The sequence below is a fragment of the Pannonibacter phragmitetus DSM 14782 genome, from assembly GCF_000382365.1.
Taxonomy (GTDB): domain Bacteria; phylum Pseudomonadota; class Alphaproteobacteria; order Rhizobiales; family Stappiaceae; genus Pannonibacter; species Pannonibacter phragmitetus.
In genome coordinates, this window is record NZ_KB908216.1 from 186751 (window position 1) to 209674 (window position 22924).

The 22924-nt window shown below is 64.7% G+C and carries 24 protein-coding genes; 8 read left to right on the top strand and 16 right to left on the bottom strand.

Translation table 11 applies throughout. The annotated features are described in order from the left end of the window. The 5 genes from phnE to H163_RS0105820 form a co-directional block, all read right to left on the bottom strand. The gene (gene phnE / locus H163_RS0105800) at positions 1 to 879 is read right to left on the bottom strand and encodes a phosphonate ABC transporter, permease protein PhnE (protein WP_019963614.1); all 879 of its coding nucleotides are present in this window, start codon (positions 877 to 879) and stop codon (positions 1 to 3) included. A 77-nt stretch (positions 880 to 956) separates the two neighbouring features. Then, on the bottom strand, positions 957 to 1856 hold the full coding sequence (phnD, locus tag H163_RS0105805) for a phosphonate ABC transporter substrate-binding protein (RefSeq protein WP_019963615.1): 900 nt from the start codon (positions 1854 to 1856) through the stop codon (positions 957 to 959). 64 nt (positions 1857 to 1920) lie between these two features. Next, a complete protein-coding gene (gene phnC, locus H163_RS0105810) occupies positions 1921 to 2757 on the bottom strand; it encodes a phosphonate ABC transporter ATP-binding protein (protein ID WP_019963616.1) in 837 nt (278 codons plus the stop codon). A gap of 272 nt (positions 2758 to 3029) precedes the next feature. After that, positions 3030 to 4088, bottom strand: a complete 1059-nt coding sequence (locus H163_RS0105815) for an aromatic ring-hydroxylating oxygenase subunit alpha (protein ID WP_019963617.1) — start codon at positions 4086 to 4088, stop codon at positions 3030 to 3032. A 130-nt stretch (positions 4089 to 4218) separates the two neighbouring features. After that, a complete protein-coding gene (locus H163_RS0105820) occupies positions 4219 to 4830 on the bottom strand; it encodes a hypothetical protein (protein WP_040678179.1) in 612 nt (203 codons plus the stop codon). A 143-nt stretch (positions 4831 to 4973) separates the two neighbouring features. On the opposite strand from H163_RS0105820, the gene H163_RS0105825 reads away from it, so the two are divergent. The 4 genes from H163_RS0105825 to H163_RS22280 all read left to right on the top strand — a co-directional run bounded on the left by H163_RS0105825 (position 4974) and on the right by H163_RS22280 (position 7607). Then, on the top strand, positions 4974 to 5351 hold the full coding sequence (locus H163_RS0105825) for a tautomerase family protein (protein WP_026355501.1): 378 nt from the start codon (positions 4974 to 4976) through the stop codon (positions 5349 to 5351). Between the two features lie 224 nt (positions 5352 to 5575). Further along, positions 5576 to 6394 (top strand): class II glutamine amidotransferase, encoded by an 819-nt coding sequence (locus H163_RS0105830; protein WP_019963620.1) that lies wholly within the window; start codon positions 5576 to 5578, stop codon positions 6392 to 6394. A 64-nt stretch (positions 6395 to 6458) separates the two neighbouring features. Then, complete coding sequence (locus tag H163_RS0105835) at positions 6459 to 7031, top strand: helix-turn-helix domain-containing protein (RefSeq protein ID WP_019963621.1); 573 nt, start codon at positions 6459 to 6461, stop codon at positions 7029 to 7031. Positions 7032 to 7067: 36 nt separating this feature from the next. Further along, positions 7068 to 7607: a GNAT family N-acetyltransferase gene (locus tag H163_RS22280; protein WP_019963622.1), complete on the top strand. Its 540-nt coding sequence runs from the start codon at positions 7068 to 7070 to the stop codon at positions 7605 to 7607. A gap of 13 nt (positions 7608 to 7620) precedes the next feature. Here H163_RS22280 and H163_RS0105845 read toward each other — a convergent pair whose 3' ends face one another. Beyond that, positions 7621 to 9219: a pyruvate kinase gene (locus tag H163_RS0105845; RefSeq protein WP_019963623.1), complete on the bottom strand. Its 1599-nt coding sequence runs from the start codon at positions 9217 to 9219 to the stop codon at positions 7621 to 7623. Positions 9220 to 9425: 206 nt separating this feature from the next. On the opposite strand from H163_RS0105845, the gene H163_RS0105850 reads away from it, so the two are divergent. Both H163_RS0105850 and mepA read left to right on the top strand, forming a co-directional pair. Then, positions 9426 to 10517: a patatin-like phospholipase family protein gene (locus H163_RS0105850; RefSeq protein WP_019963624.1), complete on the top strand. Its 1092-nt coding sequence runs from the start codon at positions 9426 to 9428 to the stop codon at positions 10515 to 10517. A 137-nt stretch (positions 10518 to 10654) separates the two neighbouring features. Beyond that, a complete protein-coding gene (gene mepA, locus H163_RS0105855; RefSeq protein ID WP_019963625.1) occupies positions 10655 to 11665 on the top strand; it encodes a penicillin-insensitive murein endopeptidase in 1011 nt (336 codons plus the stop codon). Between the two features lie 35 nt (positions 11666 to 11700). Here mepA and H163_RS0105860 read toward each other — a convergent pair whose 3' ends face one another. The 10 genes from H163_RS0105860 to phnG all read right to left on the bottom strand — a co-directional run bounded on the left by H163_RS0105860 (position 11701) and on the right by phnG (position 20337). Continuing rightward, positions 11701 to 12744 carry a sulfate/molybdate ABC transporter ATP-binding protein gene (locus tag H163_RS0105860; protein WP_019963626.1) on the bottom strand — a complete coding sequence of 348 codons (1044 nt, stop codon included), beginning with the start codon at positions 12742 to 12744 and terminating at the stop codon, positions 11701 to 11703. Then, positions 12741 to 13646, bottom strand: coding sequence for a sulfate ABC transporter permease subunit CysW (gene cysW, locus H163_RS0105865; protein WP_019963627.1), 906 nt, complete (start codon positions 13644 to 13646; stop codon positions 12741 to 12743). Before cysW ends, H163_RS0105860 begins: the two co-directional genes overlap by 4 nt. 3 nt (positions 13647 to 13649) lie before the next feature. Beyond that, on the bottom strand, positions 13650 to 14474 hold the full coding sequence (gene cysT, locus H163_RS0105870) for a sulfate ABC transporter permease subunit CysT (protein ID WP_019963628.1): 825 nt from the start codon (positions 14472 to 14474) through the stop codon (positions 13650 to 13652). Positions 14475 to 14598: 124 nt separating this feature from the next. Then, on the bottom strand, positions 14599 to 15606 hold the full coding sequence (locus tag H163_RS0105875) for a sulfate ABC transporter substrate-binding protein (protein WP_019963629.1): 1008 nt from the start codon (positions 15604 to 15606) through the stop codon (positions 14599 to 14601). A 208-nt stretch (positions 15607 to 15814) separates the two neighbouring features. Beyond that, positions 15815 to 16498, bottom strand: coding sequence for a phosphonate C-P lyase system protein PhnL (gene phnL, locus H163_RS0105880; protein ID WP_019963630.1), 684 nt, complete (start codon positions 16496 to 16498; stop codon positions 15815 to 15817). Between the two features lie 3 nt (positions 16499 to 16501). Then, positions 16502 to 17263: a phosphonate C-P lyase system protein PhnK gene (gene phnK, locus H163_RS0105885; RefSeq protein ID WP_208975340.1), complete on the bottom strand. Its 762-nt coding sequence runs from the start codon at positions 17261 to 17263 to the stop codon at positions 16502 to 16504. Positions 17264 to 17277: 14 nt separating this feature from the next. Next, complete coding sequence (locus H163_RS0105890) at positions 17278 to 18168, bottom strand: alpha-D-ribose 1-methylphosphonate 5-phosphate C-P-lyase PhnJ (protein WP_019963632.1); 891 nt, start codon at positions 18166 to 18168, stop codon at positions 17278 to 17280. Continuing rightward, positions 18165 to 19265, bottom strand: coding sequence for a carbon-phosphorus lyase complex subunit (locus tag H163_RS0105895; protein ID WP_019963633.1), 1101 nt, complete (start codon positions 19263 to 19265; stop codon positions 18165 to 18167). The genes H163_RS0105890 and H163_RS0105895 overlap by 4 nt, the downstream gene beginning before the upstream one ends. After that, on the bottom strand, positions 19265 to 19876 hold the full coding sequence (gene phnH / locus H163_RS0105900; RefSeq protein ID WP_019963634.1) for a phosphonate C-P lyase system protein PhnH: 612 nt from the start codon (positions 19874 to 19876) through the stop codon (positions 19265 to 19267). The genes H163_RS0105895 and phnH overlap by 1 nt, the downstream gene beginning before the upstream one ends. After that, positions 19876 to 20337, bottom strand: coding sequence for a phosphonate C-P lyase system protein PhnG (gene phnG / locus H163_RS0105905; RefSeq protein WP_019963635.1), 462 nt, complete (start codon positions 20335 to 20337; stop codon positions 19876 to 19878). The genes phnH and phnG overlap by 1 nt, the downstream gene beginning before the upstream one ends. A 154-nt stretch (positions 20338 to 20491) precedes the next feature. Here phnG and phnF point away from each other — a divergent pair, with 154 nt between their 5' ends. Together phnF and murJ are read left to right on the top strand one after the other, a co-directional pair. Next, positions 20492 to 21202 (top strand): phosphonate metabolism transcriptional regulator PhnF, encoded by a 711-nt coding sequence (gene phnF, locus H163_RS0105910; protein WP_019963636.1) that lies wholly within the window; start codon positions 20492 to 20494, stop codon positions 21200 to 21202. A 115-nt stretch (positions 21203 to 21317) separates the two neighbouring features. Next, entirely contained in the window at positions 21318 to 22853 is a 1536-nt protein-coding gene (murJ, locus tag H163_RS0105915; RefSeq protein ID WP_019963637.1) for a murein biosynthesis integral membrane protein MurJ, read from the top strand. The last annotated feature ends 71 nt before the right edge of the window (positions 22854 to 22924 follow it).

The window sequence follows — 22924 nt, forward strand, 5'->3', positions numbered from 1 at the left end:
TCAGTGTCCTTTCACCAGCCTGTGACGGGCATGGTCCGACAGCCGGTCGATCAGCACGATTGTGATGAAGAGCATCAGGAAGATGGCCACCACCTCGTCGTAGCGGCCCTGGCCCCATTGCATGGCGATCTTCAGGTCATAGCCGATGCCGCCGGAGCCGACGAAGCCCAGAATGGCGGAAGCGCGCACGTTGATCTCGAAGCGCATCAGCGCATAGGAAAGCCAGTTCGGCGACACCTGCGGAATGACGCCGAGCCACATCTTCTGCATCCAGGAGGCGCCCACAGAGGCGAGGCCTTCGACCGGCTTCAGATCGGCGTTCTCCGCCACTTCCGAGAAGAGCTTGCCAAGCGCGCCCGCCGTGTGAAGGGCAATGGCGATGACGGCCGGCACCGGACCGCCGCCGAGAATGAAGACAAGCATCAGCGCCACGACGATCTCCGGAATGGCGCGCAGGGCGTCCATCATCCGGCGGAACAGCGGCACAAGGCGGGGCCAGCGGGCAAGGCTGCGGGTGGCCAGCAGCGCCAGCAGCATGGCGGCCAGCGCGCCCATGAGTGTTGCCGTGGCGGCGATGTTCACCGTTTCGATCAGCGAGGCAAAATGATCGGCCATCAGGCCGGGCAGGACCGCCCGCTTGGCCCAGGCTTCAGAGAGCACTTCGGAGGGAAAGTCGAAAACCTGCGACAGGCCATTCCAGAAGCCGCCGGCATTGCGCCCGTCGGCCATGATCCAGCCGGAGGAGAACAGCATGATGAAGAACAGCAGCAGCACGCCGCCATAAAGGCGCTTGCGCCGCGTCATCTCCAGATAGGCTTCATGATGCGAGGCAACGCCCTTGCGGCTGCCGCCATCAGCTCCGTACGCGAGATTGGTCATGGTGCCCTGAAATGGTGCCCTGAAAAATGCGAGTGCCGGGCTCCATCACTGGAGCCCGGCATGGATATGCGGAAGGCTTACTTGGCTTCCTGCAGCTTGCGGGCTGCGATGATGCCGAGGTAGGCATCATGGGTCACCGGGACCAGATCCTTGGCATCGCCATGCGACAGGGCATAGGCGCACTTGGGATCATCCTGCCACATGGTGTCGGCGATGGCGGTGACCTTGGCCTTCACGTCGTCCGGCAGAGCCTTGCGGATCACGAAGGGGCCTTCCGGGATCAGCTTGGACTTCCAGATCTCGACGAGATCGTTCATGTCCACGATGCCGGCGTCAGCTGCCTTGCGGAAGGCACCCGAGTTGTAGCCGTCTTCCCATTCGCCAAGGCCGTCAGACCAGCTTACAGCGGCGTCAAAGTCGCCGTTGGCGACGCCAACGATGGACTGCTCATGGCCGCCGGAGAACTTCACTTCGCTGAAGTACTGGTCCAGCTTGCCATAGGTGTCCTGCAGCTCCGCGCCGGGAACCAGATAACCCGAGGTGGAGTTCGGATCAGCAAAGGCAAAGCGCTTGCCCTTGGCGTCTTCCATCGAGGTGATGCCGCTGTCCTTGCGGGCAAAACCGATGGCGTAATAACCGGTGGAGCCATCAAGGTTCTGCTTGGTCAGAACCGGCTCAACGGCTTCAGCGTTGGTCAGGTAGATCTTGGCATAGGCCGAAGCGCCGAGGCCGGCGAAGTCGATCGAACCGCCGAGCATGCCCTGGATCACGCCGTCGTAGTCGGCCGGGGTGAAGAGCTTGACCGGCACGCCGAGGGCTTCTTCCACCTTGACGCGGAAGCACTCGTTCGAGGTCATGCGGTCCTGGGCGTTTTCACCGCCGAGGATGCCGATGTTGAACTGGGTGATCTTTTCCTGCGCACCGGCAACGGTGGTGCAGGCAAGCGAGAGGGCAGTCGCCAGAAGCAGCTTCTTCATGAGAACTCCATTTTCACAGAATAGGGGCCTGAACCGGCTTGGGTCCGGATTCAGGCCGGGACCGTCAGGACACCATCGCGGCGGCGTAGGCAGGCTGGGACCACGCGGGATCTTCAGCCCTTGCGTCCGCCGGAATGCTTGTGGAGGTGGCAGCTTCGTTGAAGCTGTCATCGGCTCCGTAAATCTCGCGGGCAACGCTGGTCGTCAGCTCGTCCGCCGTGCCGTCAAACACCACTTCGCCATCGCGCATGCCGATCACCCGGTCGCAGTAGCGCCGCGCGGTGTCGAGCGTGTGCAGGTTGGCAATCACCATGCGGCCGTCTTCCACGTTGATCTTCTTCAGCGTGTCCATGACGATCTGCGCATTCATCGGATCAAGGCTTGCAATCGGCTCGTCAGCCAGAATGATCTTCGGATCCTGCATCAGGGCGCGGGCAATGGCGACGCGCTGCTGCTGGCCGCCGGAGAGAGCCTCCGCCCGCTTCGGCGCCTGCTCGGCGATGCCAAGCCGGTCCAGAATTTCGAGCGCCTTGAGAATATCGGCGCGGGACCAGAGGCTGAACAGCGTCTCGATCGTGGAGCGGCGGTTCAGGATGCCGTGCAGCACATTGGAGGCCACATCCATGCGCGGCACCAGGTTGAACTGCTGGAAGATCATGGCGCACTGGGACTGCCAGGCCCGCGAGGCCGCCCCCTTCAGCGCCAGGATGTTGCGGCCCTCAACCAGGATTTCGCCGGCACTGGCATCCGTCAGGCGGTTCATCATGCGCAGGAACGTCGACTTGCCCGCCCCGGACCGGCCGATGATGCCGACGAAGGCGGGACCGGAGACCTCAAAACTGATCCGGTTCACGGCTGCCTTCTGACCGAACAGACGCGTAACTTCCCTGACTTCCAGCATTGGCCACCCCTTTTTGCTCGGCGTAACCTAGTGCTCCTGTGTGACAGTTTCTTGTAGGAAGCATGAAGATCATGCGAATAGATTTAGCCGGATACATTTTGACGACCATCTAAATTAACGCACTGAAATAAATAACGAAATTCTTTCTGGTTTATTTTTCGGCTAAGTATCAACCCGGCTCCGCGCCGTTCTGATGGCCTTCAGGCGTTAACAAAAATCCCGGCCTGCAGGAGAAGGCCGGGATCTTGGAACATCAGGCTCTGGAGGAAGCTTCAGCTCATCCAGCGAAGTTCACGGCCACGCACCGGATTGACGAATGCACGCCCCTCGGCCTGTGACGCGGACCACTCGCGCTTCAGCTGCATCCACCAGCGCCCTTGCGTATCCGCATCATTGATCAGCATGAGCTTGGGATTGTACTCCAGCCCCTCGCGCTGCTGGATGACGACGCGGCGGTCCTGACCGAGGAAGACATTCATCAGATGGCGGATCAGCGGCTTGAACGGCCCGATCCAGCCCATGCTGGCCCAGAACATCTGCCGCACTTCCGTCTCATCCTCGCTCACCGGGGTGATGGTGGTCAGGCCGACAACGGAATGCTTCGAGCCCTTGATATGCTCGATGCGCAGGCCCGGCAGCATGTAGCGGATTTCCGTCGTCACATCATCGCCCAGCAGCTTGTAGGCAATGTTCTGCGGCGGCAGCTTGTGGCGCACCATGGCCCAGCCCAGTTCCGACGGCTCGAAGAGCTTGCGCTTGGGCCGGAGCTTCGAGGCGTTCTTCTTGAACCACCAGGAGGTATGGACGAAGGCGGCGTGGGTCGGGTCCATCAGGCCAAGGGCCGCATGGTCCACCGAACAGACGAAGTGCTGCATGATGTGCAGGGCCGGGCCCTGCTCCACCGCAAAATCCGGCAGCATCGGCGGCTGCGGCCGGCGGCCTTCCGCCGGGCTTTCGCCATTGGCGGCGAAATAGACCCAGATCAGCCCCTGCTGCTCCACGACGGGATAGGCACCACAGGTGATCTTGGAAAAGTCGATGGTCTGGTCTTCGTGGGTGGAGGGAATATCAACACAGACGCCATCCGTATCAAAGCGCCAGCCGTGATAGCAGCATTGCACGGTCTCGCCGTCGAACTTGCCATGGCGCAGCGGTATGCCGCGGTGCGGGCAGATGTCGCGCAGGGCGAACACCTTGCCGGCCTTGTCCCGGCCCAGCAGCACCATGTCCCCCATCAGCTTCTTGCCGGTCATCGCGCCGGGTTTGATCTCCGCGCCCGGACAGGCCACGTACCACAGACCGCGCAGAAGTTCCGCCTTGAGATTATCCACCTGAAGTCACCCTGAAACCGGCTGCCGAAGCCTCTTTTGTCCGGGTGTACCCGAGCAGGACGGCAGGCTCAAGGCTTCGATGCAGCGGCCCGGTCCGCAGCATTACGGATGCAGGGCGGGCAGGAAGGCCTCAGGCGGCGCTGGAGAGAAGCGTGCCGATCTGTTCACGCGTGCCCGCATAGAGCGAGGAAACCGACGCGCTCTGGTAGCTGGAGGAGACGCCGTTGCCGCTGACATTGATGCTGCCTGCGCTGGCGGAACGGGCGGAGAGGCCGGTCGCGCTGTCATAGGAAACGCGGTCATAGGATACGAAGGAGGCAGAAATCTTCTGGCCGCCGATCTCGCCTTCGATCAGGGTCTCGGTGATCGTGGCGCTTTCGTAGGCCATTGAGCTCAGGGATGAGCCGCCTGTTCCGCTGTCTTCGCCGAGTGCCGAGCGGATTTTATTTGCAGCCTTCGTGTAATCCTCGGAAGAGGCCAAAGGAGATTTTTCGTTATCCTTGCCGTCTTCCTTGCCCTTCTGGACAGCCTCACGCAGCGTTTTGATGACGGCTTCCGCTTCCTGAGCCTGCTTGGTTGCGGCTTCCAGAACAGAACTACTTGCGCTATCCTTGGCTGCAGGCTTCGCAGAGGAACCGGCAGGCGTTGCATCCAGCAGGCTCCCGCCCTTTGACCCGGTCGAGTTCTGGGACATGGAAAACAGGCTGGCAGAGGTGGTCGTCGTCTGGATCGAAAGCTGCATGCCGGGCTCCATCCTGGGCTGCGGGCGGCGAATCTGAAGCAGAGTGTCGGGGGAAAAGATTAACGCACCATTAACCAATCTTTCTGGAAGCTGGATTGCGGGCCTGACTGATGGGCTGGGGGATTGAAACGGAGGAAACGATCATGCCGGTCACACAGATCTTCTCGCTTCCCGGCCGCAGCGCCGAGGAAAAGCAGCTCATCATGGAGTGCATCCATGAGGCGCTGATGACGCGTTTCGATATTCCCCATGACGATCAGTACATGATCTTCAACGAGAAGGCGCGGGAGGACTTCTTTTTCGGCACGTTCCCCGAGATGGAGCGCAGTGATGCCTTCCTTCTGATCCAGATCACCGTCAGCAACACCCGCAGCGTGGAAATGAAGAAGAACCTCTACAAGGCCATCTGCGACAAGCTCGGCCGCAAGGCAGGCGTCATGCATGACGACGTGATGGTGTCGCTCGTCGAGGTGACGCGCGACTGCTGGTCCTTCGGCCGGGGCATTGCGCAATACACCTGACCGGCTTCGCATGGAACGCGCAATCCCGCTCAGGCGCCGGAGGCGAAAAATATCGAAGTGTTAACGTGTGAGTGGGACGATTCCCCAGGATATGACGAATCCTGACGGAAAATCCGTATCCAATCCCGGCTCAGTGTCCTTAATCTTGCAGGGATTGGAAGGTTGCTTCGCCGGCTGCCGCCCATTCCCATCCTGTCGCAACAGTTTGCAGGTCGCCCCGAACCATGTGCCGTCTGGCTGCCTATCTCGGAACCGAGATCCCGCTCGAAAACATCATTGCCAAGCCCCGGCATTCCCTGCTCGTGCAGAGCCTGGATGCGCAGGAAGCGAAACTCAGGGTCAATGGCGACGGCTTCGGCATTGCCTGGTATGGCCATGCAGCAGAGCCCGGCCTGTTCAAGGACGTGCTGCCGGCCTGGGCCGATACCAATCTGCAGAGCATCTGCCGGCTGGTGACCTCCCGGCTGTTTCTGGCGCATGTGCGCGCAGCGACCACGGGAGCGACGTCACGGGACAACTGCCATCCGTTCTCTCATGGCCGCTGGGCCTTCATGCATAATGGCAACATCGGCGATTTCGCCCGCATCCGCCGCGAGATGGAAATGCTCATCAATGAGGATTTCTATGCGCTGCGCCGGGGCACGACGGATTCCGAACTCTTCTTCCTGCTGCTCCTGACCAATGGCCTGGAGGAGAACCCGCGTGCCGCGCTGGATCTGACGCTCTCGCAGGTGCTGGATATAGCCGCCCGCCGCACCACCGGCGAAAAGCCCATCCGGCTCACCTGTGTCTTCACCGAGGGCACGGAGCTTTTCGCCTTCCGCTATGCCGATGATGCGGCAGCCCCTACGCTCTACATCTCCGAATGCCTCGACCACGGTGGCCGCGCCTTTGCCTCCGAGCCGCTGGAGGGCGCCTGCGCGCGCTGGCGTCCGGTGGAACAGGGCCATCTTTACCGCCTGTCCCCGACCGGTGTTGAGCAGACGCCGCTGGCCGTGCCCCTGAGCGGCGCGGCAGAGCGCGTTCTGGAAGCGGCCTGCTGAGTTTTTTCAAGCCGGCCCTCATCCCTGCTTGACGAATTTCCATATTCGGGATTTAATCCCAAATATGGAAAAGAAAAAATCAGACCAGGCTGAACTTGATCAGCAGATCGCCCTGCGCCTGCGCCAGCTGCGTCAGGAGAAGGGGCTTTCGCTTGATCAGCTTGCAGCTCTAAGCGGCGTCAGCCGCGCCACCCTGTCGCGGCTGGAAAATGCCGAAGTCAGCCCGACCACGGCCGTATTGGCCAAGCTCTGCACCGCACATGGGCTGACTCTGTCGCGGCTGATGCAGATGGCGGAGGATGCCTTTCCCGCCGTGGTGCGGCGGGATGCACAGCCCGTCTGGACCGATCCGGAAACCGGCCACCGCCGCCGTGTCATCTCTCCCCCCACCAGCGCGCTGTCGGGTGAGGTGCTGGAGTCCGTTCTGCCGCCCGGTACCTCCATCACCTATGAAGCCCCGCCCCGTCCCGGCCTTGAGCACCATCTGGTGATGCTGGATGGCAAGCTGACAGTCACACTCGACGGCGAAGCGCATGCGCTGGCGCCGGGGGACTGCCTGCGGTTCCAGCTCTATGGCGGCAACAGCTTCGAAACGCCGGCCGAAACCGGCGCCTGCTACCTGATTTTCATGGTTTGAGACCACCCGCAAGTCCGGAGAGTTCCCTTGTCCGATATGAGCCTTGACCTGCGCCGTAGCCCGGCGCAGCTGGATGACGCCTGCCTTGATGGCCTTGCAGACGTGCTTTTCGGCTGCGTCAGCGGCGGGGCCAGCGTCAGCTTTGTGGAACCCTTCACGCGGGAGGACGCCCGCCGTTTCTTTGAACAGAAGGTCGCCCCGTCCGTCGCCAGCGGCGACAGTGATCTGCTGCTGGCCGTTGTGGAGGGCCGCATTGCCGGAACGGTGCAGCTAGCCTGCGACACCCCGCCCAACCAGCCGCACCGGGCCGATGTGCGCAAGCTGCTGGTTCATCCGAACTTCCGCCGCCGTGGCATCGCAGAAGCCCTGATGCGTGAGGTGGAGCGGCTGGCGCACGAGCGGGGCCGCAGCCTCATCACCCTCGACACCCGCGAAGGCGATTCAGCCGAACAGCTCTATCTCAAGCTCGGCTACCAGATCCTCGGCCGCATTCCCGCCTATGCCAATCACCCGCAGAGCGGTGAGCCGGAGGGCTGCACCTTCTTCTACAAGGTGCTGGCGTCTCCAGGCTCATAACCCAAGGTGAAGCCTACCAGCTCTGCAGGCTGCGCAGCAGGTGGGCCTTCTTGTGCATGTGCCCGCCCATGCGCGTCAGTAGCCCTTCCAGCACGGCAATGCCCCGGAAGAGATGCGGCCCCTTGTTGAGCATGACGCATTCGGCGCGTGCCGCCATGGCGGCGTCGGTCATTTCCCCGCGTGAGGCGATCCCGGTCTTCATCAGGCTCTCCATCACTTGCGTCGCCCAGATCACCGGCACATGCGCGGCTTCGCAGAGCCAGAGGATTTCCTCCTGCATCTCTGCCAGCCGGGCAAAGCCGATTTCCACCGCAAGGTCGCCACGGGCAATCATCACGGCGGTGGGCTGGCGCCCGGCTGCGCGCACCAGCATGTCCGGCAGGTTGCGCACGGCGCGCCGGGTCTCGATCTTCAGAACAAGGCCGATGCTGCGCCAGTCTTCCGGGCGTTCCCGGGCAAGTGCTGCCTGCAGCTCTTCCACGTCTTCCGGGGTCTGCACGAAGGAGAACTCCACCCCGTCCGCATGGCGGGCAACGAAGGGCAGCAGCGCCCGGTCATCAGCGGTCAGGGCCGGCACCAGAACGTCGCTGTCGGGGAAGTTGATGCCCTTCTCGGGCTTCAGCTTGTAACCATCGGTTTCAGGACCGGTATCGATGCCCAGCACCAGCCCCCAGTCCTGTGCCGACAGAACGGTGGCGGCCAGCTTGCCATCATCGATGAAGACGCGGTGCCCCGGCTCGGCCGCTTCCAGGGCCTGACCCAGCTCGCATTCGATCGCCGGCAGCTTGCGCGGCGCCGCGTCAAGGTGGCCCGGACGCACCACAGCCAGTTCACTTTCCGGGAACACCCGGCTGCCGTTCTTGCCTTTCTTCAGGGCCCCGGTGCGGATTTTCGGGCCCGGCAGATCCATCATCACCTTCATCCGGCGGCCGGTGGCATGGGCGGCGGCCTCCACATGGGCGATCATCGAGGCCCAGGCACTTTCCCCGTCATGGGCGCAGTTGATGCGCACCGCCTCCACACCAAGATTAGCCAGCTCAGCAAAGAAGGCAGGGTCGCCCGCAGCTTCACCCGGAACCGTGACGAGCAGCCGTGTGGGGCGCGTTTCCTGCAAGGCGCCCAGCAGGGCATCGGCCCTTTGCCGGATGCGCTCCTCACCGGCGAAGAAACGGTCATCCTGTGCCGCAGACGAGCCAGATGCCGCCAGACCTTGCCCCGTGGCCGCGCCCAGCAGGCGCTCCACCGCATGGAGCGTGGGCATCACGCGGCTCTCCGCCCGTCCGAGGGAGGACAGGCCCGCCGCCATCAGCCGTCTTTGCAAGGGCCGCAGATCCCTGTGCCGCAGGGCGAGATAATGCGAGAGGTTCGCCGCGCTCGGGGCAAATTCCGGTGTTTCCACCCATCCCTCCCAGCGGGCTGCCAGCACAGCTCCATCTGCGGCGACGGAGGCGGCAAGCTGGTTCACATCTGCCTGCAGCGCCGCGAGATCAGGATCTGCAGGCGTCTTCTTCTTTGACGCTGCAGGCTTGCGTGTCCGGGCCGGGCTCTTGCGGGCAGTTGCAGGCTTTGCATCAACGGCGGATTTTACGGCGGTCATATCATGCTCATCCATGGCGCACCTCCGCAGGTTTGGTAGCATCCGCCCATGACAGGACCTTGACCTTGCGCAATCGGCCAGGGAAAACACGCAGTCTTCCGCCTTCCCTTCGTCGCAATCCTCGTCAACACTCACCTCCGGGTACGGGACAGCGCCCGGCAGTGATCTTCACTCGGGGGAGAGAGACCTGTTGGCCGGGAAGAAGACCAAGGAGGCCTGCGGTGAGCAGAAAGGCGAAGCATTTCATCCTGTCCATGGACGGCGGCGGCATCAGAGGCATCATCCCCTTACGTATTCTGGAGGCGCTGGACGGGCGTCTGCGCCGCGCAGGCGTGACCCGGCCCCTTCACCAGATTTTCAGCCTGATCTGCGGCACCTCTGCCAGCGGCCTTGTTGCTGCGGCCCTTGCCGCGCCGCGCAACGGCGGTGCTGGCGGGGAGGCGGCGGGCACCCTGTCGGACCTGCGCCACTTCTTCGAGGTCGAGGCGCGCGAGCTGTTCACCTACAGCTTCAGCAAGCGCCTTGGCCGCTTTGTCACCAACCCGCTTGGCCTCTTCGACGAGCGCTATGATGCCCGCCCGCTGGAGCGGATGCTGAAGGACCGTTTCGGCTGGACCTCCATGGCCAGCGCCCTCACCCATGTGATGCTGCCGGCCTATGACATCGAACGGCGCAATCTGGTGATGATGTCCAGCGCGCCGGGGGCCGATGGGGCGCGGCCGGATGACTACTATTTCTGGGAAGCGGTGCGCGCCTCGATGGCCGAACCATCCTTCTTTGAGCCTGCCCGCATCGACAATCTGACCCGTGGCTGCAACGAGGCGATGATCAGCGGCAGCGCAATTCTCGGCAATCCGTCCATGGCCGCCTATGCGCAGGCCCGCCGCATGGGCTGGGCAACGGAAGATATCGTGATGATCTCGCTGGGCACCGGCCATGCAAGTGGACGAGCCTTCGAATTCGGGCCTGCATGCCGCTGGGGCGCGCTCGGCTGGATGCTGCCGTCGAATGGCGCACCGCTCCTCTCGGTGCTGCAGGACGGGCATGCGGCCGCCGCCGCCGGTCTGGCGGAACAGGTTTTCGCCGATCTGGACGGCCCCGCCTATTACCGCTTTGACGGCGAGCTGCCGCCGGAGGCCGAGGAGATGGACAATGGCCGGCCCGGCAATCTCATCCTGCTCAACGGCGCGGCCGACCGGATCATCCGGGACCAGACGCTGATGCTGGATGAACTGGCGGCATTGATCGCGGCCAGCTGCGAAGAGGCTGAGGAGGCCGGCACGTCTGCCGGAAAGGAGCGGGAAGCGGCCTGAAAGGGGGCATGAAGGACAGGCCCGGAAGCGCCGGCTGACATGATCCGTGATCGCGGCAGGCTTGCCCTCAGCGCCCGACTCTGTTGAGACTCACCGGGCACGGGTCATCATGGCCCTCGCCACGGATTTCAGTGCTCATGGCTTATCTTTCCTGTGTTCCCCGGCCGGTCGCGGCCCGGCGCCTTGCCTTTGCCCTCGCCGCTTTAGGGCTGTCCGGCCTGTTTGATGCTGCGCCGGTTCAGGCCTCCGCCACTCCAGCATCCAAGCCTGCCGCACGCGAGGCAGCGGCGCCGAAGCTGCCGCGCCATGTCGACCCGGAGGCCCCGGCCAAGGACTATTTCGGTGCCATGAAAGAGCCAGCAGCGCTCGCCTCCCGCGCCATCGGCTCTTACGCCAAGGGCTGCCTGGCAGGAGCTTCGGCCCTGCCCATCAATGGCCCCTCCTGGCAGGTCATGCGCCTGTCGCGCAACCGCAACTGGGGCCATCCGGCGCTGATCAGCTTTCTGGAGGACTTCGCGGCGAAGGCACCGAAGGTGGGCTGGCGCGGGCTGCTGGTGGGCGATCTTTCCCAGCCGCGCGGCGGGCCGATGACCTCCGGCCACTCCAGCCACCAGATCGGGCTGGATGCGGATATCTGGCTGACGCCGATGCCGGACCGGGTGCTGAGCCGGGACGAGCGGGAAAACATCTCCGCCATTTCCATGGTCAAGCAGCCGCAGGATGTGGCAGGCGCAGACCGCAGCGTGGACCCGAAGCGCTGGACCGATACTCATGCCGCGCTGATCCGCCTTGCGGCGAAGGACCAGCGCGTTGCCCGCATCTTCGTCAATCCGGCGATCAAGAAGGCGCTCTGTCAGTTCGAAACCGGTGACCGGGCCTGGCTGCGCAAGGTGCGGCCCTGGTGGGGCCACGACTATCATTTCCACGTGCGCATGTCCTGCCCGGCGGGCAGCGTGGGCTGTGCCGATCAGGACGAGCCGCCGGAGGGCGACGGCTGCGGCACGGAACTGGCGTCCTGGCTGGCAGACGGGCCCTGGGTGCCGAAGATCGACCCGGAAACCGGCAAGCTGCCCCCGGTGCAGAAGAAGCGCCCGCTGGTCCTTGCCGCCCTGCCGAAGACCTGCGGCGAGGTTCTGACCGCACGGTGAAGGCTTGGCAATCTGAGGCCCGCCGGGTCTGAAGCTCAGAGCCCGGCCAGCGGGAAGATGTCGGCCTTGCGGATGGTGAGGCGTCCGGTTTCACCGGCGCTAACGTCAGCCGTCGACGGCACTTCCAGCTCCAGAGCCTCTTCCGGTGCACCGTTGCCGGTGGCGCGGACGATCAGGCGGCGGCCGCCCGGATGGTCGATGACGCGCTGCACGGTGGCGGGGATGCCGCCGTCCGCTTCCCTCTGCCAGCCAAGATCCGCAGGACGGACGTAGATTTCCACCGGCCCGCTCGCCTCTCCGCTGGTGCCCACCGGCTGGCCATCCACCAGCAGCATGCCTTCGCGGGCCTCGCCGGTGAAGCGGTTGGCATCGCCGAGGAAGCGGGTGACGAAGGGCGAGGCCGGGGTGCGGCAGACATCGCGCGGGGTGCCCTGCTGCTCGATGCGGCCTTCATTGAGGATGACCACCCGGTCGGCCAGATCCAGCGCCTCTTCCTGATCGTGCGTGACGAACAGCGTGGTGATGCCCAGCTCGTCGTGGATCTCGCGCAGCCAGCGGCGCAGGTCGCGGCGCACATTGGCATCGAGCGCGCCGAAAGGCTCGTCCAGCAGCAGCACCTTCGGGTCAACGGCGAGCGCACGGGCAAGGGCGACACGCTGGCGCTGGCCGCCTGAAATCTGCGAAGGGAAGCGGCCACCAAGCCCGGCAAGGCGCACCAGCGACAGAAGTTCCGCCACCCGGTCCGCGATTTCCTGGCGGCTGCGGCGGGTTTTGGACACCTTCATGCCGAAGGCGATGTTTTCCGCGACGGTCATATGCGGGAAGAGGGCGTAGTGCTGGAACACGAAGCCCACACCCCGGTCGCGCACGGGGATATTGGTTGCGTCTTCCGTGCCGAAGAGGATGCGGCCCTCATCGGCATATTCAAGGCCCGCCACCATGCGCAGGATCGTCGTCTTGCCGGAGCCTGAAGGACCGAGCAGGGCGACAAGCTCGCCGCTTTCGATTTCCAGCGAAACGCCGCGCACGGCACGGAAGGTGTTGAAGGTCTTCACCACAGTGTCGAGGACGATTTTCATGGCTTTTCACCCTTGGCCTGATCACCGGAAAGCGGAGCGCCGGCAAGCGCCGGGCGGGAGGCACGGCCTGCACCAACGCGTTCCAGAAGCAGCTTGGCGATGATCGTGACCAGCGCCAGCACCGTGAGAATGGCGGCCGCCGCAAAGGCGCCAGCCGTGTTGTAGTCGTGGTAGAGCAGTTCCACATGCAGCGGCAGCGTGTTGGTCTGGCCGCGGATATTGCCCGATACCACGGAAACCGCACCGAACTCGCCCATGACGCGGGCGTTGCACAGCACCACGCCATAGAGCATCGCCCAGCGGATGTTCGGCAGCGTCACCGTCAGGAAGGTACGCCAGCCCGAAGCGCCCAGCGAGGTGGCCGCCTCTTCGAGATCACGCCCCTGCGCCTGCATCAGCGGGATCAGTTCGCGCGCGACGAAAGGCGCGGTGACGAACATGGAGGCGAGCACAATGCCCGGCAGGGCAAAGAGGATCTTGATATCCGCCGATTGCAGCATCGGCCCGAACAGGCCCTGAAGGCCATAGACGAACATATAGGCGACGCCTGCCACGATCGGCGAGATGGAGAAGGGGATCTCGATCACGACGATCAGCAGCCGCTTGCCGGGAAAGTCGAATTTGGTGACGGCCCAAGCGGCGGCAATGCCGAAGGCCGTGTTGATGGGCACGGCGATGAGCGCGGTCAGCACCGTCAGGCCGATGGCATGCAGCGTGTCCGGCTGGGCGATGGTGGCCGCGAAGAAGCCGAAGCCCTTGCTGAGGGCCTGCGCGAAGATGACGAGCAGCGGCGCCAGCAGCACGATGGCGCCAACGCTCAGCACGATGCCGATCAGCGTGCGGCGGATCGCCGGGCTGTCGCCGACGCGGGGCGGCTTGCGGGAAGTATGGGCATGCGCCATGGCTCAGCCCCTCGACATGTAGCGCAGGGCACGGGCCTGCAGCAGGTTGGTGATGGCCAGCATGACAAAGGCGGTGATCAGCATGACCGAGGCGATGGCGGCGGCAGCCTGATACTCGTATTCCTCCAGCCGGATGAAGGCGAGAAGCGCCGTGATTTCGGTCTGGAACGGCTGGTTGCCGGCAATGAAGATGATGGCCCCGAATTCGCCAAGACTGCGGGCAAAGGCGAGCGAGGTGCCTGCCAGCAGCGCCGGGGTCAGCAGCGGCAGGATCACATTGCGGAAAATCCGCGCATCCGAGCCGCCGAGCGACTGGGCCGCTTCCTCCAGGGCCGGGTCGAGATCCTCCAGCACCGGCTGCACCGTGCGCACGATGAAGGGCAGGCTGGTGAAGGCCATTGCCACCATGATGCCAAGCGGCGTGTAGGCGACCTTGATGCCGAAGGGAGCCAGAAACTGGCCGATCCAGCCGGTTTCCACGAAGAGCGTGGTCAGCGCAATGCCGGCCACCGCTGTCGGCAGGGCAAAGGGCAGGTCCACCATGGCATCGATCAGCCGCTTGCCGGGAAACTCATAGCGCACCAGCACCCAGGCCAGAATGAGGCCGAAGACCAGATTGAACAGCGTTGCCGCCAGCGCGGAACCGGCCGTGACCATATAGCTCGCCACCGCCCGTTCGGAGGAGACGATCTGCCAATAGGCCGTTGGGCCGAGGCTGGCGGCCTTGTAGACCAGCGCGCCCAGCGGCAGCAGCACGATCAGGCTGACATAGAACAGCGTGACGCCGAGCGATAACGGCAGTCCCGGCAGGACGCGGCGGTGCCTCATCCGGCTTCTCCTGGTGTGGCGGTCCTCAGGTGACGGTCCTCAGGTTACGGGGCGCGGCCCCTTTCAAGCCGAAACCGGCAGGCACGGGCCCGCCGGTCTCAGATGCTGTGATTGCGCAGGGAAATCAGCGGTTTCCGAACAGCTTGTCAAGCTTGGCGCCGGAGGCAAAGTGTTCTTCCTGCGCCTTGTCCCAGCCGCCGAAGACGTCTTCCACGGTGACAAGGCGCACTTCGGGAAAGCTGTCCTTGAACTCGGCCTTCACAGCTTCATCATGCACCCGGTTGCCACGGGCCGCCACGATGCGCTGGCCTTCCGGCGCATAGAGGTAGTCGAGGTAAGCCTTGGCGAGATCGCGGGAGCCGCGGGCATCGACCACACGGTCAACGATGGCGACCGGGAATTCGGCCAGAATGCTGACGGACGGGGTGACGAGATCGAACTTGTCTTCGCCGAATTCCTTGGCAATGCCCTTGGTCTCGGCCTCGAAGGTGATCAGCACGTCGCCGGTGCCGCGCTCGACGAAGGTGGTGGTGGAGCCGCGCCCGCCCGTGTCGAACACCGGCACGTTGGCGAAGAGCTTGCCGATGAACTCGTCCACCTTGGCCTCGTCACCGTTGAAGGCTTCACGGGCATAAGCGGTTGCCGCCAGATAGGTGTAGCGGGCGTTGCCGGAGGTCTTCGGGTTCGGGAAGATCACCTTCACGTCGTCACGGACGAGATCGCTCCAGTCCTTGATGTTCTTCGGGTTGCCCTCGCGCACCAGGAAGGCCGGCAGGGAGTAGAAGGGAGAGGCGCGGTTCGGGAAGTCTTCCACCCAGTCCGGCGACACGGCACCGCCCTTCACGAGCGCGTTGATGTCGGTGGTCTGGTTGAAGGTCACCACATCGGCTTCCATGCCTTCCAGAATGGCACGGGCCTGCTTGGAGGAGCCGGCATGCGACTGGTCGATGGTGACCTCATTGCCAGTCTTTGCCTTGTAATCGGCAATGAAGGCTTCGTTGACCTCGACGAAGAGCTCGCGGGAGATGTCATAGGAGGCATTGAGCAGTTTGTCGGCGGCAGAGGCCTGCAGCGGCGCGGTCAGAAGTGCGGCGGCAGCAGCACCGGCTGCCAGAAGAGCCTTGAACGTCATGATGGGAACCCCCGTTTGATGTTGCCCAAAGCATAATCAAGGCAGGGCAGGACACGAGGCATGGCGGTCTTCGGCAGGCGCCAAGAGGAAAAACCTATGCCAAATTGCTGCCAATCCGGGGTGCGCTGTTCCTGTTGGCAGCAAAGGGCCGGGGGCAGGACGCAGGATGGCCTGCGTCCTCAAAGAATGCGCGGAAGGTGAACCCGGATCACGCCGCCGCTTTGGGCGTGAAGCCGGTCACATCCACCAGCCGGGTGCAGATGCGGGCGCGGGCTTCCTCGTCATGGAAAATGCCGACAATAGCGGCACCACGCGCCTTGGCTTCGGCAATGAGCGAAAGCACCACTTCCCGGTTGGCGGCATCAAGGCTTGCGGTGGGCTCGTCCAGCAGCAGGGCCGGATAGGCATGGGCAAAGCCACGGGCGATGTTGACGCGCTGCTGCTCGCCGCCGGAGAAGGTGGTGGGGGAAAGCTGCCAGAGCCTTTCGGGAATATTGAGGCGCCGCAGCAGATCCGCAGCCCGCGCCCGGGCCTCTTCAATCGGCGTGCCCAGTTGCAGCAGCGGCTCGGCCACCACATCCAGCGCAGGCACGCGCGGCACCACGCGCAGGAACTGGCTGACATAGCCCAGCGTCTCGCGGCGCAGGCGAATGATCTGGCGCGGCTCGGCCTTCGTCACATCGGTGCCGCCCACGAGGATCTGCCCGCCGGCAGCCAGATAATTGCCGTAGATCATCCGCATAAGCGTTGACTTGCCCGCACCCGACTGGCCGGTGAGGCCGATGCACTCGCCCGGCTCGACGGTGAGGCTCGCCCCTTCCATCACCGGGATCACGGCGCTGCCCTGATTGTGCAGGGTGAAGGACTTCGACAGGTTTTCAATCTGGATCATGGCCTACACCTGCAGGACGGAGGAAACGAGAAGCTGGGTATAGGCATGCTGCGGATCGTCCAGCACCTGATCGGTGAGGCCCTGCTCCACCACGCGGCCGGATTTCATCACCATCAGCCGGTCGGCGAGAAGCCGCACCACGGCAAGGTCATGGGTGACGATGATCACCGACAGGCCGAGGTCGCGCACCAGCCCGCGCAAAAGATCGAGAAGCCGGGCCTGCACGCTCACGTCCAGCCCGCCGGTCGGCTCGTCCATGAAGACAAGGCGCGGGCCGGTGACCAGATTGCGGGCGATCTGCAGGCGCTGCTGCATGCCGCCGGAAAAGGCGGAGGGGCGGTCATCGATGCGGTCGGCGGCGATTTCCACCCGTCCCAGCCAGTCCGTGGCCTTGTCGCGGATTGCGCCGTAATGCCGGGCGCCGACAGCCATCAGCCGCTCGCCCACATTGCCGCCAGCGGAAACGCCCATGCGCAAGCCGTCGCGCGGGTTCTGGTGCACATAGGCCCATTCGGTGCGTGACAGCCGGCGCTTAGCGGTTTCCGCCATGGCCAGCACGTCGCGCCCGTCATAGAGCACAGCCCCTTCATCCGGCTGCTGGTGTCCGGCAAGGCAGGACAGCAGGGTGGATTTGCCCGAACCGCTTTCCCCGACAATGCCCAGCACCTCGCCGGGGTAAAGATCGAAGGACACATCGGCGCAGCCGATGCGGGCGCCATAGCGCCGGGTGAGGCCGGACACCTTCAGAAGCGGTGTGTCCGTGATGGTCTGGTGAAGGCTCATCGCACCATCTCCCCTGCCCCGGCAGCCGGGCTTGCGCTCAGCCGCCCGGTGTGGCCGCAGGCCTGCCGCTGGCCGCAATAATCGGTGTCGGAACAGACGAACATCCGGCTGCCCGCGTCATCGGTGATCACCTCATCCAGATAGCTGTCTTCCGCCCCGCAGAGGTCGCAAGCATGCGGCGCCTTGCCGGGAACGAAGGGGTGATCGTCAAAGTCGAGACTGACCACTTGCGTGTAGGGAGGCAGGGCATAGATGCGCTGCTCGCGCCCCGCGCCGAACAACTGGATCGCCGGATTGCCCGAAAGCTTCGGATTGTCGAATTTCGGGATCGGCGAAGGGTCCATCACATAGCGCCCTTCCACCTTCACCGGATAATCATAGGCCGTGGCGATCTCCCCATGACGGGCGATGTCCTCATAGAGCTTCACATGCATGAGGCCGTATTCCTCCAGCTCATGCATCTTGCGTGTCTCAGTTTCACGCGGCTCCAGAAAGCGCAGGGGCTCGGGGATCGGTACCTGATAGACGAGGATCTGGCCCTCGGTCAGCGGCGTTTCCGGAATGCGGTGGCGCGTCTGGATCAGGGTCGCCTCATCGGTCCGTTCCGTTACGGCAACGCTGGCGGTGCGCTGGAAGAAGCGGCGGATACTCACCGCGTTGGTGGTGTCGTCCGCCCCCTGATCGATCACCTTCAGCCGGTCCTCCGGCACAAGGCAGGCCGCCGTCACCTGCACGCCGCCTGTGCCCCAGCCATAGGGCATCGGCATTTCGCGGCTGGCAAAGGGCACCTGATAGCCGGGAACGGCAATGCCCTTGAGGATGGCGCGGCGGATCATCCGCTTGGTCTGCTCGTCCAGATAGGCGAAGTTGTAGGCATCGTCGGTCATTCGGCGGCCTCCCTGTCGGCGGTTGCGTTGCGGGCGGCTTCGGCTTCCGCCCGCAGGCGGCGCACCAGTTCCAGCTCCGCCTGGAAATCCACGTAATGCGGCAGCTTGATGTGCTCCAGAAAGCCGGTCGCCTGGATGTTGTCGCAGTGGGACAGGACAAATTCCTCATCCTGCGCGGGGGCGCCGATGTAGTCCTCGCCCAGTTCCTGCCAGCGCAGAGCCCGGTCCACCAGCGACATGGCGATGGACTTGCGCTCCGACTGACCGAAGACGAGGCCGTAGCCGCGGGTGAACTGCGGCGGCTCGGTGCGCGAGCCGGTGAACTGGTTGACCGTTTCGCATTCCGTCAGCTCGATTTCGCCGATTTCGATGGCAAAGCCCAGCTCCGGAACATCCAGCTCCACCGCCACCGTGCCGATGCGCAACTCGCCGACGAAGGCATGGGTGCGCCCGTAGCCGCGCTGGGTGGAATAGGCGAGCGACAGGATGAAGCCCTCATCCCCGCGCGTGATCGCCTGCAGGCGCAAGGGGCGGCTGGCGGGCAGCTCCAGCGGCTCGCGGGTCAGGTCCGGCGGGGTGGCATCGCTGCGCGGTTCCTCCTGAATGAGCCCGTCACGGCCAAGAAAGCCGGTGACATGCGGCACCGGCCCGCCCTCCGCCGGGGCCTGCGGGGCCGGATCAACATCCCCTTCGGCGGCCAGTTTGAAGTCGATCAGGCGGTGGGTGTAGTCGAAGGTCGGCCCCAGGATCTGGCCACCGGGCAGGTCCTTGAACGTGGCCGAGACCCGGCGGTCCACGGCCATGCCGACCGTCTCCACCGGCAGCGAAGCACCGAAGCGCGGCAGGGTGGTGCGGTAGGCGCGGATGAGGAAGATGGCCTCGATCAGATCGCCCCGCGCCTGCTTGATGGCAAGGGCGGCAAGATCGGGATCGTAAAGACTGCCCTCCGCCATGACCCGGTTGACGGCGAGCTTCAGCTGCTCGCGGATCTGCGGCACGGTGAGTTCGGCGACGGTGGTGTCCCCGCGCCGCTCCTCCGCCAGCCATTCATGGGCATTGCCGATGGCGCGCTCGCCACCCTTGACGGCGACATACATCAGCAAGCCTCCACGATGGTTGTGCGCGGCAGCCCGGAGACCTGGCGGCCTGCGGTCAGGAAAAAGTCGAAACCGAGCGGAAAGAGTGCATGGTTCTGCCGGAACAGCTCCGGATCGGGCAGGTTCAGCAGGGTTTCATCCGCAATGCCCGGCCCCGTCAGGCGGCAGCCTTCTGCTGCGAGCGTTTCCACTTCCAGCACCAGCGTCGCGGAGCGGTCCGGATAATCCGGGTCGCCAATGGAGAACTGCTCCATAAGGGGCTTCAGGTCCTCAAGGCGCCCGAGGGCAAAACGGATGCTGGCGGCATCTGCCCCTGCCTCAAGGCTGGCCGCCGTCAGAACCGGGGCGCCGGTATGGAAGGTGATCCAGCCGCGCATGGCCTCGCAATCGGCAGCACCTGCCAGAAACACCGGCGTCGTGGTGTCGGCAAGGGTCAGGAGCACGGTTCCGGCGGCTGGAGAAACGGGCAGCGGCGGCTGGGCCGCGTCCAGCGCGTGGATGGTACCGGGGCGGGCAAGCGCTTCCAGCAGGCAGCGGAAGGCACGCGCGGCCTCGATGGGCGCATCGGCGAAGCCGCCGGTCAGGGCGCCAGTCTGAGTGTTGGCGGTCATCAGTCTTCTCCGCGCACGAGGGTGAAGAAATCGACCTTGGTGGCCGCAGCCTTCTCCGCACGTACCTGCCGGGCGCTGGCAGCCTCTGCAGCCAGCACATCCAGCACGCGGGCCTGAAGGTCAGCGGCGGCCTCTGTCTGCATCAGCGCATCCACGCAGGCCGCTCGGGTGGCATGGGCCTTGTCCCGCCCCTGCACATAGGCATGGCCCACTTCGCCGGTGGTAAGCTGAACAGAGCAGCGGGTAATGGTCATCTCGCCCAGATTGAAGGGCGCACCCGTGCCGCCCGTGCGTCCGCGCACCATCACGGCCCCCACCTCCGGGCGGCGCAGCAGCGTGTGGTCCGGCAGATCCGGAAACAGCACGGCCAGACGCGCCGGACTGGCCTTGGCCAGCAGCGACAGCCAGACCTTGCGCTGGCTGTGCGGCTCATCCTCCTTGGGGGAAACGGCGGGCTTCATCGGCACCTCGACATCTTTGGGTCCTGTCTATATAATGATAGACAACTAGACATATTGATACCGCAAGGGGCCATACGGCTCAACCGCCGTCTTGTGAAATTTTTGCGACGGACCGGTTTCAGCATCGGGCAGGCACAGACTTCGGGGCAGGGCAATGGCGCGCAGCGCAATCTGGAAATCCATCGTGGACACGCTTTCGGCGGAGATTGCCGAAGGCCACTACAAGCCCGGTGACAAGCTGCCGACCGAGGCGCAGCTTGCCGCCCGCTTTGGCGTCAACCGGCACACCGTCCGCCATGCGCTGGCGGCGCTGGCGGAAGCGGGCACCGTGCACTCGCGGCGCGGGGCGGGTGTCTTCGTCACCATCCAGCCAACGGACTATGCCATCGGCCGGCGTGTGCGCTTCCAGCAGAACCTTGCCGCCAGCGGCCGCATGGCCTCGCGCCGCATCAGCCTGATGGAAACCCGGGCCTGCGGCGAAAAGGAAGCCGAAGCGCTGCAACTGGCCCCCGGTGACCCGGTGCATGTGGTGGAGGGCGTATCCCTGGCCGATGGGGTGCCGCTGGCGCTGTTCCGCTCGGTCTTTCCGGCTGCGCGCGTGCCCGGTTTCCTGCAGGCCATGGCGGGGCGGCAGTCGATCACCGAGGCGCTGGCCGATTGCGGCATCGCCGACTACACCCGTGCCCAGACCCGCCTGACAGCCAAGCTGGCCCGCCCTGTGCAGGCCCTGACGCTGCAGATTGCCGAAGCCGCGCCGATCCTGCGCTCCGTTTCGATAAATGTGACGGAGGACGGCCAGCCGATCGAATACGGCATCACGTGGTTTGCCGGGGACCGGGTGTCCCTCACCATGGCACCGGACTAGGCATCAGGAGAACAGAAGCCCGCTGCCGCCGCGGCGTGACGGCGGCGCGGATATGGGGTAAGCAGCACGCCGCAGCCGGGCGCGGTGTCCGGCCTGATGTGCGGAACCTTGAGACATGCTGCGTCGCCTTGGCCTTATCGGCGGACTGACCCTTCTGAGCCGGCTGCTCGGCTTCATCCGCGACCTCATCATGGCTGGCGTCCTCGGGGCAGGCCCCATTGCCGATGCCTTCATGCTGGCCTTCCGCCTGCCGAACCACTTCCGCGCCATCTTCGCCGAAGGGGCCTTCAACGCGGCCTTCCTGCCCACCTATGCGGCGACGCTGGAAAAGGACGGGCCGGACAAGGCACGCCATTTCGGATCGCAGATCCTGTCCTGGCTGATGCTCGCCAATCTGGCGCTGCTCGTCTTCGCCTGGGTGGCAACCGGCACGCTGATCACCCTGCTGGCGCCGGGGCTGGGTGCAGAAGACCCCGCCCGGCCCATGGCCATCGAGCTGACGCGCATCACCTTCCCCTATCTCCTGTGCATGTCCATCGTGGTGCTGCTGTCGGCGGTGCTGAATGCGGAGCGGCGCTTTGCTGCGGCCGCGGCTGCGCCCGTGCTTTTGAACATCGCCATGATCGGCACGCTGCTGGCCGTCAGCCAGTTCCCCGATGCAGGCAGCGCGGCGGCCTGGGGTGTGTTGGCGGGCGGCATTGCGCAGGTTCTGCTGCTGACGGCAGCCACCTTCCGCAGCGAATTCTCCGTGAGCTTCTGCCTGCCGAAGCTTGATCCGGGCGTGCGCCTGTTTTTCCGCCGCCTCGGGCCGGCGCTGCTTGCTTCCGGCGTCGTTCAGATCGCCATCTTCGCCGACACGATCCTCGCCAGCTTCCTGCCCTCCGGCGCCCTCTCCCACCTCTATTATGCCGACCGGCTGTATCAGCTGCCGCTGGGTGTCATCGGCATTGCTCTGGGAACGGCGCTCCTGCCGGAGGTAAGCCGGGGCGCTGCGGCAGAGACGGACGAAGCCCGGCAGAAGCTGCGCGCCACCATGGATCAGGCCTTCAACATCTGCCTTGCCGCCGGGCTGCCGGTGGCGGTGCTGATGGCGGGGCTCGGGGAACTGGCCATTGCCGCCTTCTTCCAGCGCGGGGCCTTTGATGCCGCCGCCACCGCAGGTGCGGGCGCGGTGCTGCTGGCCTATTCGCTCGGCCTGCCGGCCGCCCTTGCCGTGCGTTCCCTCGTTGCCTCCTTCCACGGGCGCGGCGACATGGTGACGCCGCTGAAGATCCTCGCCGTGGCAACGCTGGTGAATGTCGCGCTGAAGGCCACCCTCTCCGGTCCCTGGGAAGCAGCTGGCCTTGCGGCGGGCACTTCCGCAGGCGTGTGGATCTACGCCATGGGGCTTTATCTGACGGCACGCCACCGCGACTACATGGGCACCCCGCCCGCCCGGCTGACCGTTCTGCTGCTGACCGGTACCGTGCTGATGGCTGGCCTGATGCTGCTGCAGGACCAGACGCTGGTGCTGTTCTCGAGCCTGCTGCCGCAAAGCCTCGGCGCGCTCGTGCCCTTTGCCACGCTGACGCTGCTGGCAGGTGCCGCCCTTGGCCTCTACGCCGTCATGCTCTACCCGGCACGCGGGTTCCTGCGCCGCCGCAGGCGCTGATTTCCGTCTCCCTTGAAATGCAAAACGGGCGGCCAGTCTTCCAGCTGGCCGCCCATCTTCTTTCATCTCAC

Excerpts from the sequence above, each read along its gene's own strand:
- H163_RS0105820 (WP_040678179.1), bottom strand. The coding sequence starts at position 4,830 with ATGCAGCTTTCGATCCAGACGACGACCACCTCTGCCAGCCTGTTTTCC.
- phnD (WP_019963615.1), bottom strand. The coding sequence starts at position 1,856 with ATGAAGAAGCTGCTTCTGGCGACTGCCCTCTCGCTTGCCTGCACCACC.
- phnG (WP_019963635.1), bottom strand. The coding sequence starts at position 20,337 with ATGAAGCCCGCCGTTTCCCCCAAGGAGGATGAGCCGCACAGCCAGCGC.
- H163_RS0105875 (WP_019963629.1), bottom strand. The coding sequence starts at position 15,606 with ATGACGTTCAAGGCTCTTCTGGCAGCCGGTGCTGCTGCCGCCGCACTT.
- murJ (WP_019963637.1), top strand. The coding sequence starts at position 21,318 with ATGCTGCGTCGCCTTGGCCTTATCGGCGGACTGACCCTTCTGAGCCGG.
- phnL (WP_019963630.1), bottom strand. The coding sequence starts at position 16,498 with ATGATCCAGATTGAAAACCTGTCGAAGTCCTTCACCCTGCACAATCAG.
- phnE (WP_019963614.1), bottom strand. The coding sequence starts at position 879 with ATGACCAATCTCGCGTACGGAGCTGATGGCGGCAGCCGCAAGGGCGTT.
- mepA (WP_019963625.1), top strand. The coding sequence starts at position 10,655 with ATGGCTTATCTTTCCTGTGTTCCCCGGCCGGTCGCGGCCCGGCGCCTT.
- H163_RS0105825 (WP_026355501.1), top strand. The coding sequence starts at position 4,974 with ATGCCGGTCACACAGATCTTCTCGCTTCCCGGCCGCAGCGCCGAGGAA.
- H163_RS0105830 (WP_019963620.1), top strand. The coding sequence starts at position 5,576 with ATGTGCCGTCTGGCTGCCTATCTCGGAACCGAGATCCCGCTCGAAAAC.
- cysW (WP_019963627.1), bottom strand. The coding sequence starts at position 13,646 with ATGGCGCATGCCCATACTTCCCGCAAGCCGCCCCGCGTCGGCGACAGC.
- H163_RS0105860 (WP_019963626.1), bottom strand. The coding sequence starts at position 12,744 with ATGAAAATCGTCCTCGACACTGTGGTGAAGACCTTCAACACCTTCCGT.
- phnF (WP_019963636.1), top strand. The coding sequence starts at position 20,492 with ATGGCGCGCAGCGCAATCTGGAAATCCATCGTGGACACGCTTTCGGCG.
- phnC (WP_019963616.1), bottom strand. The coding sequence starts at position 2,757 with ATGCTGGAAGTCAGGGAAGTTACGCGTCTGTTCGGTCAGAAGGCAGCC.
- H163_RS22280 (WP_019963622.1), top strand. The coding sequence starts at position 7,068 with ATGAGCCTTGACCTGCGCCGTAGCCCGGCGCAGCTGGATGACGCCTGC.
- phnH (WP_019963634.1), bottom strand. The coding sequence starts at position 19,876 with ATGACCGCCAACACTCAGACTGGCGCCCTGACCGGCGGCTTCGCCGAT.
- cysT (WP_019963628.1), bottom strand. The coding sequence starts at position 14,474 with ATGAGGCACCGCCGCGTCCTGCCGGGACTGCCGTTATCGCTCGGCGTC.
- H163_RS0105835 (WP_019963621.1), top strand. The coding sequence starts at position 6,459 with ATGGAAAAGAAAAAATCAGACCAGGCTGAACTTGATCAGCAGATCGCC.
- H163_RS0105895 (WP_019963633.1), bottom strand. The coding sequence starts at position 19,265 with ATGTATGTCGCCGTCAAGGGTGGCGAGCGCGCCATCGGCAATGCCCAT.
- H163_RS0105845 (WP_019963623.1), bottom strand. The coding sequence starts at position 9,219 with ATGGATGAGCATGATATGACCGCCGTAAAATCCGCCGTTGATGCAAAG.
- H163_RS0105890 (WP_019963632.1), bottom strand. The coding sequence starts at position 18,168 with ATGACCGACGATGCCTACAACTTCGCCTATCTGGACGAGCAGACCAAG.